This is a genomic window from Bradyrhizobium ivorense, from assembly GCF_900696085.1.
GTDB classification, from domain to species: Bacteria; Pseudomonadota; Alphaproteobacteria; order Rhizobiales; family Xanthobacteraceae; genus Bradyrhizobium; species Bradyrhizobium ivorense.
The window spans coordinates 1-17,181 of record NZ_CAADFC020000042.1 but is presented as its reverse complement, the minus strand read 5'-3'; the positions used below and the strand labels follow the sequence as shown (position 1 = coordinate 17,181).

Genomic DNA, 17,181 nt, shown 5'->3' with positions numbered 1-17,181 from the left:
CCGAATTCAGGCGCGACGCCGCGGATTCGCGGCGCGCAGACTGAAGGTCCGATCAGGACTCTTTCTTGGCCTTCAGGACCTGGCGGCCCTTGTACATGCCGGTCTTCAGGTCGAGGTGGTGCGGCCGGCGCAGTTCGCCGGAGTCCTTGTCCTCGACATAGGTCGGGGTCTTGAGCGCATCGGCCGAACGGCGCATGCCACGGCGCGACGGCGAGGTTTTTCTTCTGGGAACGGCCATGACGGTGTCCTCTAGGGGTGTTGCGGAGGCATCGTCCGAAATGCGGACGGGCTCAGCGCTTTGAGCGCGCAAGCTGCGATGCCGGTAAGGCCGCGCTTATAGAGGAAGGACCAGCGTAAAGCTAGGGCCGGATACAGCAAAAAGCGCCCGAAATCGCCTTTAAGTGCCGCGATTTTCGCGCCAGCAGCGCTCGACGGCGGTGGCCCGGGCCATATAGGTCCCGGACAGACGCCGCACCCCCGGGCCCGGGTTCCGGGCGCTCCTTTTGACGGGATTCGGCAGGGTTGCGGCCAAAAGCGCTGCCTCGCGCGGCGACAGCGCGGCGGCGGACCGGCCGAAGGCATATTGGGCGGCGGCTTCGGCGCCAAACTGGCCGGATGGACCCATTTCAGCGATGTTGAGGTAGATTTCCAGGATCCGCTGCTTGGGCAGCACGAAATCGATCCACAGCGCCAGCGGCAGCTCCAGGCCCTTACGGATCACGCTGCGGCCCGGCCACAGGAACAGGTTCTTGGCGACCTGCTGGGTGATGGTCGAGCCGCCGCGCGCCACCTCGCCATCCTCGGCGTCGTTCATGACCTCGCGCAGCGCGCCCCAATCAATGCCGCGATGGCTGCAGAATTTGGCGTCCTCCGCCCCGACCACGGAACGCGGCAGCGAAGCCGATATTGCGCCGAAATCGATCCAATGCCGGATCATCGGGGCGCCGGTCAGGCTCCGCCATGCCATCAGCGCCGAGATCGGGTGGCCGGTGCGATAGAACGGCGTCACCAGATAGGGCAGCACCAGCAGGGCCAGCAAAATCAGCAACAAAATTCGGATGATGCGCAAAACGAGGCTTCCGGCGAGGACATCCGGCCCGCCCGCCAGAACACGGCCGGCACCACCTGACGTCTGTGTGATAATTCACGGTTTTTCCAGCACTTTTAAGGCGCAATCGGTCGCAGGGTGGAATTGACGAAGCCGGTGTCATCAACGATTGTCCGGCCCGAAAATCGATCTGGAGCAATTCTTAATGACGACCGGTACTGCAGAGTTTTCCAAGCGGCTGGACCAGACCGCGGAGGATACCGAAGCCCTGCTCGCCAGACTGCTGTCGGATGCGACCGAGAGCGACGAAATCGTGCGCCCGAAGCGGCTGATCGAGGCCATGCGCTATTCCAGCCTCGGCGGCGGCAAGCGGCTGCGGCCGTTCCTGGTGGTGGAGAGCGCGGCGGTGTTCGGCGTGCCGCGCGAGGCCGCGCTGCTGGCCGGTGCGGCGCTGGAATGCATCCACTGCTATTCGCTGATCCATGACGATCTGCCGGCGATGGACAATTCCGACCTGCGCCGCGGACGTCCGACCCTGCACAAGGCCTATGACGACGCCACCGCGATCCTCGCCGGCGACGCGCTGCTGACGATCGCCTTCGACATCATCACCCGCGACGCGATCCACAAGGACGCCAATGTCCGCCTGCTCCTAACCCGCGCGCTGGCGCGCGCCTCCGGCATCGGCGGCATGGCCGGCGGCCAGATCCTCGACCTCGCCGGCGAAGGCCGCTTCGGCGACCGCGAGCCGGTCGACGTCGCCCGCCTGCAGCAGATGAAGACCGGCGCGCTGCTGCGCTTCGGCTGCATTGCAGGCGCAATCCTCGGCCAGTCCTCGCAAAACGAGTACCAGGCGCTCGACGACTACGGCAAAGCGCTCGGCGAAGCCTTCCAGATCGCCGACGACCTGCTCGATGTCGAGGGCGATGCCGCCGCGCTCGGCAAGCCGGCCGGCGCCGATGCCGCACTCGGCAAGACCACCTTCGTCACCCAGCTCGGCATCGACGGCGCCAAGCAGCGCGTGCGCGACCTCTTGGCGCGCGCCGACGCCGCGCTGTCGGTGTTCGGCACCAGAGGCGATGTGCTGCGCGCCGCCGCCCGCTTCGTCGCCGAACGCAAGAACTAGCGCGGACCCCGGCGGCCGATGGACAAGGATTTTAGCGACCGCCTTGTTCGTTTCCGCAAGCTGCCGATGCCGGTCCGCGTCGTCGTGGGCCGGCCGCGCATGTTCGTCTCGATCGCCTTCGGCATCCTGGTGGCCGTGCTGGTGCCGGGCCAGCATCGCATGGTCACGCCTCTGCTCGCCGGCTGGGACGTGTTCGCGGCGCTCTACCTCGTGCTCGCCTATGTGATGATGCTGCGCTGTGATAGCGGCCACATCAAGCGCCGCGCGATCGTGCAGGACGACGGCCGCTTCCTGATCCTGTTGCTCACGGCGCTCGGCGCATTCGCAAGCCTCGCGGCGATCGTGTCGGAGCTCGGCGCCGCGAAGGGAAATGCGGCTGCGCTCAGCATTGCGGTCGTCACCATCGCGCTGTCCTGGGCGGTGGTGCACACCGCATTCGCGCTGCACTACGCCCATGACTTCTACCGCGGCATGACGCCCGGCGGCCTGCAATTCCCCGGTAGCGATGGGCAGCATGCCGACGCCGACTATTGGGACTTCGTGTATTTCTCGTTCGTGATCGGGATGACCGCGCAGGTCTCCGACGTCGGCATCACCGACAGGATCATCCGCCGCACCGCGACCGTGCACGGCATCATCTCGTTTGTCTTCAACACCGCGCTGCTGGCGTTGATGGTGAACATCGCGGCGAGCGCGATTTAGGTCCCGCAAGCCACTCCAGCAAGGATGTGCATTGCTCGGCGGCTGCCGATCCGTGATCTGCAACCCGAACAGACTGCCGATCAACTCGCGACGCGCGCGGTGTGGCCGCCCTATCTAGACCCTGTCAAACCCGTCATCCTGAGGTGCGAGCCCTTGCGAGCCTCGAAGGATGAATCGGCCACCAGCCCGGCCGTGCATCCTTCGAGGCTCGCCGAAGAGGCTCGCACCTCAGGACGACGGGACTGGCATAGTGCGCGCTATGCCCCATCTCCGGCAGCGACGCGCTAGTTGCAGACCTCGACATTGCCGACGCCGAGGCCGGGGCCGCCGCTGCGATTTTCGAGGTGACAGCCGCGCCGCACCGGACGGCATGTATAGGCATCGCACATGACCTGGCCGCTGCCGCCGCCATCATTAGTCGGGGAGATTGGCCGCCGGTTCGCATGCTGGCCGTCCGCGGTTCCATCTCCCCGACGGACAGCCAGCCCCGGAGCACGAGAGCGGCGGCGGCGCGGAGTTATTCCGCGCTGCGCGTCACATGCTCCTGGTATTGCGGCAGGTCGTCGGTGATCGTGTGCCAGGGCGCCTTGGAGCCGACGAAGATATGCGCGCTCGGCCGGATCGCCGGCGCATCGCACAAGGTCCCCATCGCGACATGAACGAAGGCGCCGTCGCGGACCACGGAATAGAGCAGCGAGCCGCAATGGCGGCAATGCGCGTTGTGGGCGGCGGCGTCGCCATAGATCATGAGATCGTCGGCGCCGCCGATGACGTTGAGCTTTTCGCGCGCGATTCCCGCGAACGGCTTGAAGGCCGAACCCGTGGTACGCCGGCAGTTCGAGCAATGGCAATTCAGCGCATAGTCGAAGGCGTCGGCGACTTCGTAGCGCACGGCCCGGCAGTAGCACGCGCCGGCAACGATGCGGACGCTCGGTGTTGCAGACATGTCTTCGGTTCGTCCCGCTAGCCAGTCTCGATCGGCAGCGACGTGTCCTTGGCCCACTCGCCCATCGAGCCGTCATAGAGCGTGAGGTTGTCGTAGCCAAGCCGGTGCAGCTGGAACAAATCGATCGTCGCCGAGATGCCGCCGCCGCAATAGGCGACGACGCGTTTGCTGCGGTCGATGCCCTGCGCGGCGAAGGTCGCCTCGGCGTCCGCGAGCGGCACGAAGGCCTTGCTCTTGGGATCGATCATAGTGGCCGCCGGCACGCTGACGCTGCCGGGCACGCGGCCGGGACGGCCATAGCGGCTCGGCTCCAGCCCCTTGTGGAATTGCGGGCCGAGTGCATTGACGATCACGGTGTTGCCTTCGGCGGTTGCGGCGAGCACGTCGTGCTTGTTGACGAACAGCCCGTTCCTCGGCCGCGCGGTGAAGGTCGCGGGCGGATAACCGCCGGCGAGGCCGGTCTCGATGTCGCGTCCCTCGGCGGTCCATTTGTCGATGCCGCCGTCGAGCACCGCGGCGCCCTCGAAGCCCAGCGAACGCAGCATCCACCAGAAGCGCGTCGCCCACATCGGCGTTCCGATGGAATAGAGCACCACACGGCTGGTCGCCGAGATGCCGTGGCGGCCGAACGCGGCCTCGAGCCTCGCCGTGCCGGGCATCATGAAGCGCAGCTCGGTGTTCGGATCGGAGAACTCGCCCTGCAAATCGAGGAAATTCGCGCCGGGGATATGGCCCGCCTCGAAGGTCTGGCGTCCCGACACCGCGATGTAGGGAACGCTGCTGCCGGGCGGCACCGGCTCCAGATAGGTGGTGCAGTCGAACAGCCGCAGTTCCGGCCGGGTGAGGATGTCCGCGAGTTCCGCCGTGGTGATCAGCTCGTTGTGCGCAGCCATGTCACGCCCTCCCGGAATGATCTCGAGAGCGATGCTAAGGTGCCCCAGATCACATGAAAAGCTGCGATTTTGCCCTTTGAATCAGCGAAATCCGGTCCAATATAGCTGGGCATGCAGGACGCCGCTGCATGGCTTGCCTTCGGCACCAATCGGCGGCATAAGCTGTTGAATTCACACCGGAACATGACCGCTCGGCCCGCCTTCGCTCAGGGCCCATCGCCCCCTTGGTGAACCTCACCAAAACCTGATATTCGAGACGCCATGAACAAGCCCGAGATTTTGCCGCAAGACGACATCGCAGGCCCGCAGCCGCGGCACCAAACCACGCAGGTCATGGTCGGCAACGTTGCCGTCGGCGGCGGCGCGCCGATCGTCGTGCAGTCGATGACCAACACCGACACCGCCGATATCAAGGGCACCATCGCCCAGGTCGCGGCGCTCTCCCGCGCCGGCTCCGAGATGGTGCGCATCACCGTCGACCGCGAGGAGGCCGCGGCCGCGGTGCCGCACATCCGCGACGGCCTGCGCAAGATGGGCATCACCACGCCCCTGATCGGCGACTTCCACTATATCGGCCACAAGCTGCTCGCCGAGTATCCTGATTGTGCCGAGGCGCTCGACAAGTACCGCATCAATCCCGGCAATGTCGGCTTCAAGAACAAGCGTGACACCCAGTTCGCCGACATCATCGAGATCGCCAACAAGAACGACAAGCCGGTGCGCATCGGCGCCAATTGGGGCTCGCTCGACCAGGAACTCCTGACCAAGCTGATGGACGAGAACACGGCCTCGCCGAACCCGCGCGACGCCCGTGCGGTGACGCGCGAGGCGATGGTGCAGTCGGCGCTGCTCTCGGCCGCGCGCGCCCAAGAGCTCGGCATGCCCAAGAACAGGATCATCCTGTCGGCGAAGGTGTCCGCCGTGCAGGACCTGATTGCGGTCTATCAGGAGGTCGTGCGCCGCTCGGATTACGCGATCCATCTCGGCCTCACCGAGGCCGGCATGGGCTCGAAGGGCATCGTCGCCTCCTCCGCCGCGCTCGGCATCCTCTTGCAGCAGGGCATCGGCGACACCATCCGCATCTCGCTGACGCCGGAGCCCGGCGGCGATCGCACGCTGGAGGTGCAGGTCGCGCAGGAATTGCTGCAGACCATGGGCTTCCGCACCTTCGTGCCGCTGGTTGCGGCTTGCCCGGGCTGCGGCCGCACCACCTCGACCACGTTCCAGGAGTTGGCGCGCTCGATCCAGGATTTCATCCGCGACGAGATGCCGACCTGGAAGACGAAATATCCGGGCGTCGAGCAGCTTAACGTCGCTGTGATGGGCTGCATCGTCAACGGCCCGGGCGAATCCAAGCACGCCAATATCGGCATCTCGCTGCCCGGCACCGGCGAAGCGCCGGCCGCGCCCGTGTTCGTCGACGGCAAGAAATTCCGCACCCTGCGCGGCCCCGGCATCGCCGCCGATTTCAAGGCGCTGGTGATCGACTACATCGACCAGCGCTACGGCAACGGCGCCAAGCTGCCGGAGACCGCGGGCGCGGCGGAGTAATTTCACTCCGCTCGGTAGCCCGGATGGAGCGGTAGCGAAATCCGGGACAGCGCTGCCATGCATCGGCGATCCCCGGATTGCGCTTCGCTCCATCCGGGCTACGATGTCTCCTAATCAAGAACGATCGGGAGACCGCCATGAGCTCACTGTCCGGCAAGCAGGGCCCGCGCTATCGGCACACCGCCGACTCCACCGACCCCTATGAGACCATCGGGGTCGAGAAACTGACGCCGATCATCGGCGCGGAGATCTTTGGCGTCGATATCGCAAAGCTCATCGACGACGAGGCGCGGTCCAACCGGCAGATGGACGAGATCCACCGCGCGCTTGCCGAAAACCTCGTCATCTTCTTCCGCGACCAGCACATCACCCCGCAGCAGCACCTCGCTTTCGGCCGCAAGTTCGGCGAGCTGCATGTGCATCCGGCCGCGCCCAACGAGGGCGATCCGGCGCTGATGAAGATCTATGCCGACAAGGATTCGCCGCGCGCCAATGGCGAGGGCTGGCACACCGACGTGTCCTGCGACCTCGAGCCGCCGATGGGTTCGATCCTCTACATCAAGCAGTGCCCGCCGCGCGGCGGCGACACGCTGTTCGCCAACATGTACGCCGCCTATGAGGCGCTGTCGGACCGCATGAAGGCCTATCTCGACGGTCTCACCGCGCTGCATGACGGCGAGCAGACTTATCGTGGCCTGTACTCAAACTACGGCGTCGCCGACAAGCGCGAATATCCCCGCGCCGAGCATCCGGTCGTGCGCACCCATCCGGTGACCGGCAAGAAGGCGCTCTATGTCAACCGCGGCTTCACCCGCTTCATCATCGGCGTCCCGCGCGACGAGAGCGATGCGATGCTGGCCTATCTCTACCAGCATGCCGAGAACCCGCTGTTCCAGTGCCGTTTCCGCTGGACCGAGAACGCGATCGCGTTCTGGGACAACCGCTGCGCCCAGCACCGCGCGATGTGGGACTACTGGCCGCACACGCGATCGGGCACGCGCGTGACGGTGAAGGGCGAGCGGCCGGTGTAGTGACTGCGTAGGGTGGGTTAGCGAAGCGTAACCCGCCATCTCCGCCGATCACACGACTGCTGGTGGGTTACGCCTTCGGCTAACCCACCCTACGAAATACCAAGAATACATCGGGAGGTCGTTCATGCTTCGCGCCGAAGACAACAAGTTCCTCACCGAGTCCGGTGCCGGAACGGGCATGGGCGAGCTGCTGCGCCGGTTCTGGATCCCGGTGCTGCTGTCCGAAGAACTCCCCGAGCCGGACAGCGACCCGAAGAAGATCGTGGTGATGGGCGAGGAGCTGCTCGCCTTCCGCGACTCACGCGGCGTGGTCGGCGTGATCGATCAATACTGCCCGCATCGCGGCGCCAATCTCTGGTTCGGCCGCAATGAGGAATGCGGCATCCGCTGCGTCTATCACGGCTGGAAGTTCGACACCGACGGCCGCTGCGTCGATATGCCGACGTCGTATCCGGACCTCAACGCCAAGGACCTGATCCGCATCAACTCCTATCCGGTGCGCGAATGGGGCGACGTGATCTGGGCCTATATGGGCCCTCCCGAGGCGATGCCGGAATTGCCGGCGCTGGAGATGGCGCTGCTGCCGGCCTCGCACCGCTTCGTCACCAAGAAATGGCAAGACTGCAACTGGGTGCAGGCCGTGGAAGGCTCGATCGACACCGCGCATTTCACCTTCGCGCATCTCTCCTTCGAGAAGGAGGAGAACGAGATCCTCGACATCAAGAAGCATTTTGTGAACCCACTGACCCGGGTCGCGACCGATCACATGCGCTGGATCGCCGAGGACCCGCGTCCGGTGATCAAGATCAATCCGCACGAGGCCGGGCTCACGATCGCCGGCGGCCGGCTCACCGGCAGCGACAACATCTACTGGCGCATCGCCCAGTTCCTGATGCCGTTCCATTCCTACGCGCCGAGCTCGATGCCGGGCGAAAACATCTTCGGCCAGACTTTCGTGCCGGTCACCGACACCAATTGCTGGATCTACACTTATGCCTGGAATCCGCATCGCCCGCTAAGCGAGGCGGAGCGCGAGGGCTATCGCAACGGCAACGGCGTGATGGCCGTGGTCGACGAGAACTACGTGCCGCTGCGCAACAAGGCGAACGACTATCTGATCGACCGCAAGCTGCAGCGGACCAGGAGCTACACCGGCATCAAGGGCGTCTCCGAGCAGGACGCCGCGGTGCAGGACAGCCAGGGTCCGATCGCCGACCGCACCCGCGAGCATCTCGGCCCGACCGATCTCGGCATCATGCATTTCCGCAAGCTGGTGATGGATGCCGCCCGCGCGCTGCAGCAGGGCGAGGCGCCGCCGCACGCCGGACATCAGGACCGCTACACGGTGCGCTCCGGCGCCTGCGTCACCAGCAGGACCAAGGATCTGACGGCCGTGATGATCGAGCGGTTCGGCGATCCCGCGGGGTTCGTCGGCGGTCCGGGGCAGAACGCGGCGGCGGAGTAATCACCGCCGTCGTCCCGCGAAGGCCGGGACGACCGAGAGTATGGTTTCGCATCGTCTACCAACAACGCCGGTGTCATCACCCGCGAAGGCGGGTGATCCAGTATTCCAGAGACAGCGGTGATTGAACCGAGAGGCCGCGGCGTACTGGATCGCCCGGTCCATGTGCGCAATTGCGCACAGGCCGGGCGATGACAGTGTGGGTGGGGACGCAGAATCATTCACCATGTCGTCCCGGCCCCCGTGCGCAATTGCGCACTAGGCCGGGACGACGTGCGAGAGAGCGGGGCTACAGCGGAATCCTGCGATACTCGCGGTTGGAGAGGCTCGCCTCCTCCAGATCGAGATCGCGCTCGATGCGGCGCCGGGTTTCGTCGGTGATCTTGCCGTCGCGCAGCAGTGTGTGGATGAACTTGCGTTCCGAGGCGATCAGTTCGCGGGTCAGCGCGGTGCCCGTCGCGGAGGCGTCGTGCCGGTCGGGATCGAGCGCGTCGGGCAGCTGGTTGAAGCGGATCTCGTGGCGCGAGCGCAGCAGCTTGACGACCTCGTCGGACAGCTCGCGGTCGTCGGTGATATCGTCGAGCGATTTCAGCGCCGCGTTGAGCGCCTCGCGCCGCGCCGCGATCTCCTGCTCGTGCTCGGCGATATGCTCGTTGCGGCCGTCCTGCGCGAGACCGAGCCAGCGCACCACCGCCGGCAGGCCGAGGCCCAGCCCGACCAGCGTCACGAAGATCACGCCGAAAGCAACGAACAGGATCAGGTCGCGATAGGGGAAGGCATCGCCGCTCGGCAATGTCAGCGGCAGCGCCAGCGCGGCCGCGAGCGACACCGCGCCGCGCACGCCGGTGAAGGCGACCACGAACACCGCCCGCCACGACGGCAGCGGATCCTTCTCGCGCATCCCGCGGCTGATCCAGCGCGGCAGATAGGTGCCGGGAAACACCCAGAGGAAGCGCGCGACGATCACGATCACGGCGACCAGCACGGTGGCGGTGAGAATGTCATGCAGCGGGAACGACTTCGATCTCTCGAACAGCGACCGCATCTGGAAGCCGGTCAACAGGAACAGCAGGCCCTCGATCAGATAGATGATCAAGTCCCAGAAGAAGATGCCCTGCAGGCGCGTCGCAGCCGAGATCAGCAGCGGTCCGTTCCAGCTCATATAGAGCCCGCAGGCCACGGTCGCGATCACGCCGGAGCCGCCGAAATGCTCCGGGATCCAGTAGGCGAGGTAGGGCGTGATCAGCGACAGCGTGATCTCGACCTGGGGATCCCTGGCGCGGCGGCGGGCGCGCAGGCTGAGCCAGCCGACCGCCATGCCGAACGCGATCTCGCCGGCAACGATGACCAGGAAGGTGCCGGTCGCCTTCGGCAGCGAGAACAGCCCGGTGGTGATCGCCGCCAGCGCAAAGCGATAGAGGATCAGCGCGGTGGCGTCATTGGCGAGGCCCTCGCCTTCGAGCACCACCAGGATGCGGCGCGGCATGCCGAGCTTGCGCGCGATCGCCAGCGGCGCGACCACGTCGGGCGGTGCGACAATGGCGCCAAGCAGGAAGCCGATGTCCCAGGGCAGGCCGATCAGATAATGGGTCGCGGCCGCGACCATGAACGCGGTGAAGATGACGCAGCCGACCGACAGCAGGATGATCGGCCGCAGGTTGGCCTTGAACTCGCGCCAGCTCATCGCGACGCTCGCCGAGTAGATCAGCGGCGGCAGCACCACCAGCAGCACCAGTTCGGGCGGCAGTTCCAGCGACGGCATGCCGGGCACGAAGGCCAGCACGATGCCGACCAGCAGCAGCAGGATCGCCGGCGCGATCTCGGTGCGGCGCGCCACCAGGGCGGTTCCCGCCAGCACGCCGAGCAGGATGAGAAAGGTCTGAAATTTGGCTTCCATAACGGGCTCAATTCGCCCGGAAACCAGCGCCAGTCAATGCGGTCCGGCCGGCGCCGGACCGCGCAGTTGTGTCACAAAGCCGTCGCGAGGCGGGGCGCGGCGGGCGGCCGTCAATCCCGCAGGTCGTAGCGGTAGGATTTCGAGACGATCTGCCAGCCATCCGCGAGCTTCATCGCCACCAGATAGTCGGTGAAATAGCGCGGCGGCAGCTGGCAGCGCACCTTGATGAAGGCGGTGTTGTCGTCGGAGCGGTCGATGGTGACGATGAAGTCCTCGCGCGCCTTGCCTTCCGCCTTGCCCGATGGCCGCTTGCGCACCCAGGCGAGCCAGTCCGGCACGGTCAGAATCTTGAGCTCGCCCTTCTCGACCCAGCGCAGATCGGCGGACGGGTGGAAGGCCGCGGCAAGCTTGTCGGCGTCGCCCTCGTAAAGGCCGTCGAAATAGGTCTGCACAACGCTTTCGACGCTGGATCGATCGTGGCTCATGGGGTGGTCCTCCCGGCAGGGTTTTTGTTCTCATCGGATTTAGCCATGAAGCGCCGAATTGCACCATGGCCGGCGAAGAAAATTGCGATGGCCTTGGCGGACAGATTGTCGTCACGCCGGCACGTTCGGGTCCGGCGTCACCTTCGGATCGGGCTTGTTGACGAGATAGAGGCCGGCGATCACCAAGAGCGCCGCGACGCCGAACACCGGCGTCAGCGTGTCGTGCATGATGAAATAGGCCGCGACCACGCCGAACAGCGGCGTGACGAAGGTGAAGGCCGACAGCTTGCTGGCCGAATAGGTCTTCACCATCGCAAACCAGATCACGAAGGTGCAGCCGACCACCCAGACCGCCTGATAGGCGAGCAGCGAGATCGACAGCGCGCTCGGCGCATGGTCGATGCGCTCGCCGGCGATGAAGGCGGCGAGCGCCAGAATCGGAATCGAGATCGCGACCTGGTAGCCGAGCGCCTTTTCCGGCGCGGCCCGGCGCAGATTGGTGCCCTTGGCGACCAGCGTGGTTGCCGCCCACAGCGCGCCGCCGCCGACCACCAGGAGGTCGCCGAGCAGCACCTTGGCGTCGACGTTCGGCTGCGGCACGCCGATCGCGAGCGCGACGCCGGCAAAGCTCAGCGCCAGCCCGCTCCATTGCACACTGCTCAGCCGTTCGCCGAGGAACTGGTGCGAGCCGAGCGCGACAAAGAACGGCGCGGTGTAGAGGAACACCGAGGCGCGCGACGCCGAGGTGAAGACCAGCCCGGTGAAGATCAGCACGAATTCGAGGCCGAACATCAGACCGGCGATGATGCCGGGCACGAGCGAGCCGTCACGTTCGAAGAACTTCACGCCGCGCAGCCAGCCGACGATCAGCATCACCGGCAGCGCACCGCTGGATCGGATCATCGCCTGCAGCATCGGCGGCACATCGGGCAGCGCCAGCTTGACTGCGAGCTGGTTGAACCCCCAGCTCACGCAGAGCATCAGCATCACGGCGATGGCGCCCGGCGGCAGCCCGTGCCCCGCGGTCACGGGCCTTGCGGCGTTGCTGGTAATGGCTTGGGTCGTCATGTTTCCTCGCGGGCCGGTTTTATCGGCGTGTTGTTGTGTTTCAGTCTCGCTTATGCCGTCATTGCGAAGCAATCCATGCCTCAACAAGCGGATAGATGGATTGCTTCGCTGCGCTCGCAATGACGGGGTGAGAGCGCAAAATGGATTGCCCGCTATTCATTTCGCGCAATGCGCGCAGGTGCCGGCGATCTCGACGACGGAGAGTTTTGGAATGAAGCCCGATGCCCGCGCCGCCGCGGTGAGGCTTTGCGCGACGGGCGCCGCCGGGATCTCGCCGACCGAGCCGCAATGGTCGCAGATCAAGAACGCGACCATCGAGGTCTCGTCGTGGTCATGGGCGCAGGCGAGGAAGGCGTTGCGGCTCTCGATGCGGTGGACGAGGCCGTTCTCCATCAGGAAGTCGAGCGCACGGTAGACGGTAATCGGTGCCGGCCGCGGCATCGACTTGGCCAGTTCGTCGATCACCTCATAGGCGCCGAGCGGGCGGTGGCTGGCGAGCAGCGCCTGCAGCACCTGGCGCCGGATCGGGGTGAATTTCTGGCCTCGCCGCGCACAGACCTGCTCGGCATGCGCCATCGCATCCGCGGCGCAGCGGCCGTGGTCATGATCGGGGGAAGGAAATGTCGGCTTGGCCAAGCTCATCTGCCCAATGTGTAGCATTTTTGCGCTGGTTCCCAAAGCCCGGCCGGCCGCGCGCGCCAGCCATGTGCGAAATGCGGAGCAGCCCTCCGTTAACCTGGCATGCAGAATTCATAAGCAAGCTTATAATATTCCAAGCTTATGGAGGCAGGACCTATGCGCGGTTCGGTGGATGCGGACTTCTTGTTTACGCTCGGCGAGGTATTCCGGCTGATCCGCGTCTATGCCGACAAGGAGGCCGCCCGCTACGGCATCACCCGCGCGCAATGGGCGGTGCTGGCCAAGGTCGAGCGCAGCGAGGGCATGAAGCAGACCGAGCTTGCCGAGCTGCTCGAGATGCAGCCGATCACGCTGACGCGGCTGATCGACAAGCTCTGCGACAATGGCTGGATCGAGCGCCGCAGCGACGAGAACGACCGCCGCGTCAACCGCCTCTATCTGAAGAAGGCCGCGCGCCCGCTGCTCGGCAAGCTCACCGGCCTGCGCTCCGAACTCACCGCGACCGCGCTCGAGGGCATCAGCCCCACCGAGTCGCATCGCCTGCTCACGCATTTGGAATCGATCAAGGAAAACGTTCGCAATGCCATCCAAGCCCCAGCCGGCGAACCCTCCCGAAAGGAACAGCGCTATGGCTGAACCGGTCCTCAAACTGGCGCCGGAGCAGAAGAGCAACCCGGAGACATCGGCGCCGTCGGGCAAGGCCAGCCGCCAACCGCGCCGACGCCTGATGGCGGGCCTGCGGCGCTATCGCCGCCTGCTGCTGCTAGTCGTGCTGCCGACGGTGGCCGCGATCGGCGGCATCGTGTTCTATCTCAATGGCGGCCGCTATGTCGGCACCGACGACGCCTATGTCGGTGCGCAGAAGGTGATGATCACGCCGGAAATCTCCGGCAAGATCGACAAGATCCTCATCAGGGAAGGCCAGCACGTCAAGAAGGGCGATGAGCTGTTCGAGATCGACCCGGTGCCGTTCCGCCTCGCGGTCGACCAGGCCAAGGCGGCGCTCGACCAGACCCGGACCACCTATGACAATCTGGTCGACAACATCAAGATCAACGCTCGGATGCTGGAATTCGCCCAGCAGAGCATCGAGCTAAAGAAGCGCGACGTCGAACGCAAGTCGACGCTGGCCAAGCAGAACTTCGGATCGCAGCTCGACCTCGACAATGCCGCGAATGCGCAGGTCACCGCCGAGAGCCTCGCGCAATACATCAAGCAGCAGATCTCCAAGGACAAGACCCAGCTGCTCGGCGATGTCGATCTGCCGATCGAGCGGTTCCCGCCCTATGCCCAGGCCAAGGCCAAGCTCGACGACGCGCAGCGCAACCTCGACCACACCGTGCTGCGCGCGCCGATGGATGGCGTCGCGACCCAGGTCGACCAGATCCAGCTCGGCCGCTTCGTCGCCGCCGGCTCGCCGGTGTTCTCGGTGATCGACGTCGACCATCCCTGGGTCGACGCCAATCCGAAGGAAAGCGACTTCACCTATGTCGCGGTCGGCCAGGAGGTGACACTCGACGTCGACGCCTTCCCGAACCATGTGTTCAAAGGCAAGGTCGGCTCGCTGTCGCCGGGCACCGGCGCGCAGTTCGCGATCCTGCCGCCGCAGAACGCCACCGGCAATTTCGTCAAGGTGGTGCAGCGCGTGCCGGTGCGCATCTACTTCGACATGGACGATCCGTTCGTGAAGAAGCTGAAGGCCGGCATGAGCGTCTACGCCACGATCGACACCAACCACCGCCGCAGTCTGGCCGGCCTGCTCGGCCTCGCGCCGGCATCCGCGCACAAGGACTAAAGGCGGGATGAGATCGGGTCGAACTGACGACCACGAAGACAGTGCGCTCCCTCTCCCGCTTGCGGGGGAGGGTCGGGGTGGGGGCCCTCTCAACGAGTCATTGGGTGGAAAGAGCCCTCACCCGGCGCTACGCGCCGACCTCCCCAGCAAGCGGGAGAGGTGCTTCCCGTCGCTTGAACAGGACCGAATTGAATGACCGCATCGTCATCATCCGCCGTCCCCGGCCTGCGCCGGAACATGGTGACGATCTGCGCCATGACGGCGACCATCATGCAGGCGCTGGACACCACGATCGCCAACGTGGCGCTGCCCTACATGCAGGGCTCGCTGTCGGCCTCGCAGGACCAGATCAACTGGGTGCTGACCTCCTACATCGTCGCGGCCGCGATCATGACCGCGCCGGTCGGCTGGATCGCCAACCGCTATGGCAGGAAGCGCATCTTCATCATCTGCTCGGCCGGCTTCACCATTGCCTCGGTGCTGTGCGGGCTGGCGCAGGATATCAACCAGATGGTGCTGTTCCGCCTGCTGCAGGGCGTGTTCGGCGCGGCGCTGGTGCCGCTGTCGCAGGCCGTGATGCTCGACTCCTACGCGCTGCATGAGCGCGCCAAGGCGATGTCGATCTGGGGCATGGGCGTGATGATGGGTCCGATCATGGGGCCCTCGCTCGGCGCCTGGCTGACCGAGACCTATTCCTGGCACTGGGTGTTCTTCGTCAATTTGCCGTTCGGCGCCATCACCGTGCTTGGCCTCGCCATCTTCATGGACGAGACCAAGCAGGACCACAATCTGCGCTTCGACTGGTTCGGATTCAGTGCGCTCGCGGTGTCGATCGGCGCGCTGCAGCTTGCGCTCGACCGCGGCGAGCAGCTCGGCTGGCTGGAATCCAACGAGATCATGGTCGAGTTCATCGTCGCTACGGTCGGCGCCTATTTCTTCTTCGCCCATTCGCTGACCACCGACCGGCCGTTCATCCAGTTCGCGCTGTTCAAGGACCGCAATTTCCTCGGCGGCTGCGTGTTCATGACCGTCATGGGCCTCGTGCTGTATTCGACCATGGCGCTGTCCTCGCCTTACCTGCAGAACGTGATCGGCTATCCGATCATCACCGCGGGCCTGCTGCTGGCGAGCCGCGGCGCCGGCACCTTCGTCGCGATGATGCTGGTCGGCCGCATGATGCGCTATATCGAGGCGCGCACCCTGATCATCGCCGGCCTGGCGCTGACCGCGGCCTCGCTGTTCCAGATGACCGGCTGGACCGACATGACCCAGGCGCCCGAGATCATCGTCGTCAGCGTGGTCCAAGGCTTCGGCTTCGGCCTCGTGTTCGTGCCGCTGTCGACGGTGGCGTTCCTGACGCTGCCGGGCCAGCTGCGCACCGATGGCACCTCGATGCTGACACTGCTGCGCAACGTCGCAAGCTCCGTCGGCATCTCGATCGTGATCGCGCAGCTCACCGAAGGCTCGCGGCGGATCTACGCAAAGCTGTCGGAGCAGATCAATCCGTTCAACCACGCGCTGCAGATGCCCGACGTCTCCAGGATGATCAACCTCAACACCGACGCCGGCCGTGCGATGGCCGACAAGATGGTAGCCGCGCAGTCGCAGATCATCGCGTTCTCGCACGACTACCAGCTGGTAATGCTGTTCATCCTGGCCTCGATCCCGCTCGCGATCATGATCGGCTCGACCAAGGCGGCGTTGCGCGCGCAGCAGGCGCCGTCGGATCATGCGGCAGTGATGGAGTAGGTTTTCGGCAAGCGCGCCCTGCCCCACCCGTCATCCTGAGGTGCTCGCCTCTTCGGCGAGCCTCGAAGGATGCACGGCCCCGACGCGTCCGCATGGAGATAGCTGGGCCGTCGACCCTTCGAGGCTCGCAAGAGCTCGCACCTCAGAGGCTGTGAATCTATGTGATTTGGCGGGTTTCTGTTTGCGTAAGCGTGAGTCGGATGATTCCCTGCTTTCAAGGTCGATGGAGGCACGGATGTCACGCGAAACACTGTTTGGTGATCTACCTAAAGCAGAGGCGGTTGCGCGGGACTGGCCGGGAAGCGCCCGGCTTCGCGAGCCTGTCCGCGATCAAGTTGAGCTGCGGGCGGTCGATCTTGAGGCGTTGCTGCCGGCTGAGCATCCGGCACGCGTGATCTGGGCCTATGTCGAGAGGCTCGATCTGAGCGCGCTTGAAGGGACCGTTCGGGCGCGTGCCCATGGTCCGGGTCAAGCGCCGGTCAGCCCACGCCTGCAACTGGCGTTGTGGTTGTTTGCCACGAGCCAGGGTGTCGGCAGTGCCCGGGCGCTGGCACGGCTGTGCGAAAGCCATGATGCGTATCGCTGGCTGTGCGGTGGGGTCAGCGTGAACTACCATAGCCTGTCGGAGTTCCGCACCGCGCATCCAGAGCTTTTGGAGCAGCTACTGGTGGAGCACGTTGCCTCGCTCTCGGTTGCCGGGGTGATCGACCTTGATGAAGTGGTGCAGGATGGCGTGCGTGTGCGCGCCTCGGCGGGAGCCAGTTCGTTCCGGCGCAAGAAGAAGCTGCA

17 protein-coding genes are annotated in these 17,181 nt (G+C 65.3%); 9 read left to right on the top strand and 8 right to left on the bottom strand.

Annotated features, from left to right (window positions below):
* Window positions 1-52: 52 nt before the first annotated feature.
* A complete protein-coding gene (gene rpmF / locus CI41S_RS42385; RefSeq protein WP_044536294.1) occupies window positions 53-238 on the bottom strand; it encodes a 50S ribosomal protein L32 in 186 nt (61 codons plus the stop codon).
* A 159-nt stretch (window positions 239-397) separates the two neighbouring features.
* Window positions 398-1,069, bottom strand: coding sequence for a monofunctional biosynthetic peptidoglycan transglycosylase (mtgA, locus tag CI41S_RS42380; RefSeq protein ID WP_139864877.1), 672 nt, complete (start codon window positions 1,067-1,069; stop codon window positions 398-400).
* A gap of 184 nt (window positions 1,070-1,253) precedes the next feature.
* Here mtgA and CI41S_RS42375 point away from each other — a divergent pair, with 184 nt between their 5' ends.
* Window positions 1,254-2,174, top strand: coding sequence for a polyprenyl synthetase family protein (locus CI41S_RS42375; protein ID WP_139864876.1), 921 nt, complete (start codon window positions 1,254-1,256; stop codon window positions 2,172-2,174).
* An 18-nt stretch (window positions 2,175-2,192) separates the two neighbouring features.
* Window positions 2,193-2,876, top strand: a complete 684-nt coding sequence (locus CI41S_RS42370) for a DUF1345 domain-containing protein (RefSeq protein ID WP_139864875.1) — start codon at window positions 2,193-2,195, stop codon at window positions 2,874-2,876.
* Between the two features lie 517 nt (window positions 2,877-3,393).
* Here CI41S_RS42370 and CI41S_RS42365 read toward each other — a convergent pair.
* Together CI41S_RS42365 and CI41S_RS42360 are read right to left on the bottom strand one after the other, a co-directional pair.
* Window positions 3,394-3,822, bottom strand: a complete 429-nt coding sequence (locus CI41S_RS42365) for a GFA family protein (RefSeq protein ID WP_139864874.1) — start codon at window positions 3,820-3,822, stop codon at window positions 3,394-3,396.
* Between the two features lie 17 nt (window positions 3,823-3,839).
* A complete protein-coding gene (locus CI41S_RS42360; RefSeq protein ID WP_139864873.1) occupies window positions 3,840-4,715 on the bottom strand; it encodes a sulfurtransferase in 876 nt (291 codons plus the stop codon).
* A 261-nt stretch (window positions 4,716-4,976) separates the two neighbouring features.
* Between CI41S_RS42360 and ispG the strand changes: the two genes are divergently transcribed.
* The 3 genes from ispG (at window position 4,977) to CI41S_RS42345 (ending at window position 8,762) form a co-directional block, all read left to right on the top strand.
* The gene (gene ispG, locus CI41S_RS42355; protein WP_139864872.1) at window positions 4,977-6,266 is read left to right on the top strand and encodes a flavodoxin-dependent (E)-4-hydroxy-3-methylbut-2-enyl-diphosphate synthase; all 1,290 of its coding nucleotides are present in this window, start codon (window positions 4,977-4,979) and stop codon (window positions 6,264-6,266) included.
* 137 nt (window positions 6,267-6,403) lie between these two features.
* Window positions 6,404-7,297 carry a TauD/TfdA dioxygenase family protein gene (locus tag CI41S_RS42350; protein WP_139864871.1) on the top strand — a complete coding sequence of 298 codons (894 nt, stop codon included), beginning with the start codon at window positions 6,404-6,406 and terminating at the stop codon, window positions 7,295-7,297.
* A 124-nt stretch (window positions 7,298-7,421) separates the two neighbouring features.
* Window positions 7,422-8,762, top strand: coding sequence for a Rieske 2Fe-2S domain-containing protein (locus CI41S_RS42345; protein ID WP_139864870.1), 1,341 nt, complete (start codon window positions 7,422-7,424; stop codon window positions 8,760-8,762).
* A 286-nt stretch (window positions 8,763-9,048) separates the two neighbouring features.
* On the opposite strand, the gene CI41S_RS42340 is transcribed toward CI41S_RS42345, so the two are convergent.
* From CI41S_RS42340 to CI41S_RS42325, 4 genes are all read right to left on the bottom strand, one after another.
* Complete coding sequence (locus CI41S_RS42340; RefSeq protein WP_139864869.1) at window positions 9,049-10,656, bottom strand: Na+/H+ antiporter; 1,608 nt, start codon at window positions 10,654-10,656, stop codon at window positions 9,049-9,051.
* A 110-nt stretch (window positions 10,657-10,766) separates the two neighbouring features.
* The gene (locus tag CI41S_RS42335) at window positions 10,767-11,141 is read right to left on the bottom strand and encodes a nuclear transport factor 2 family protein (RefSeq protein WP_139487441.1); all 375 of its coding nucleotides are present in this window, start codon (window positions 11,139-11,141) and stop codon (window positions 10,767-10,769) included.
* Window positions 11,142-11,252: 111 nt separating this feature from the next.
* A complete protein-coding gene (locus tag CI41S_RS42330; protein ID WP_172628413.1) occupies window positions 11,253-12,209 on the bottom strand; it encodes a DMT family transporter in 957 nt (318 codons plus the stop codon).
* 156 nt (window positions 12,210-12,365) lie between these two features.
* A complete protein-coding gene (locus CI41S_RS42325; RefSeq protein ID WP_139487442.1) occupies window positions 12,366-12,851 on the bottom strand; it encodes a Fur family transcriptional regulator in 486 nt (161 codons plus the stop codon).
* A gap of 153 nt (window positions 12,852-13,004) precedes the next feature.
* Here CI41S_RS42325 and CI41S_RS42320 point away from each other — a divergent pair, with 153 nt between their 5' ends.
* From CI41S_RS42320 to CI41S_RS42300, 4 genes are all read left to right on the top strand, one after another.
* Window positions 13,005-13,484: a MarR family winged helix-turn-helix transcriptional regulator gene (locus CI41S_RS42320; protein ID WP_139487443.1), complete on the top strand. Its 480-nt coding sequence runs from the start codon at window positions 13,005-13,007 to the stop codon at window positions 13,482-13,484.
* Complete coding sequence (locus CI41S_RS42315; protein ID WP_139864868.1) at window positions 13,477-14,643, top strand: HlyD family secretion protein; 1,167 nt, start codon at window positions 13,477-13,479, stop codon at window positions 14,641-14,643. The genes CI41S_RS42320 and CI41S_RS42315 overlap by 8 nt, the downstream gene beginning before the upstream one ends.
* Window positions 14,644-14,835: 192 nt before the next feature.
* Window positions 14,836-16,392 carry an MDR family MFS transporter gene (locus CI41S_RS42305; protein WP_139864866.1) on the top strand — a complete coding sequence of 519 codons (1,557 nt, stop codon included), beginning with the start codon at window positions 14,836-14,838 and terminating at the stop codon, window positions 16,390-16,392.
* 235 nt (window positions 16,393-16,627) lie between these two features.
* The coding region (locus CI41S_RS42300; RefSeq protein WP_244626873.1) for a transposase at window positions 16,628-17,181 on the top strand (554 nt) is incomplete at its 3' end.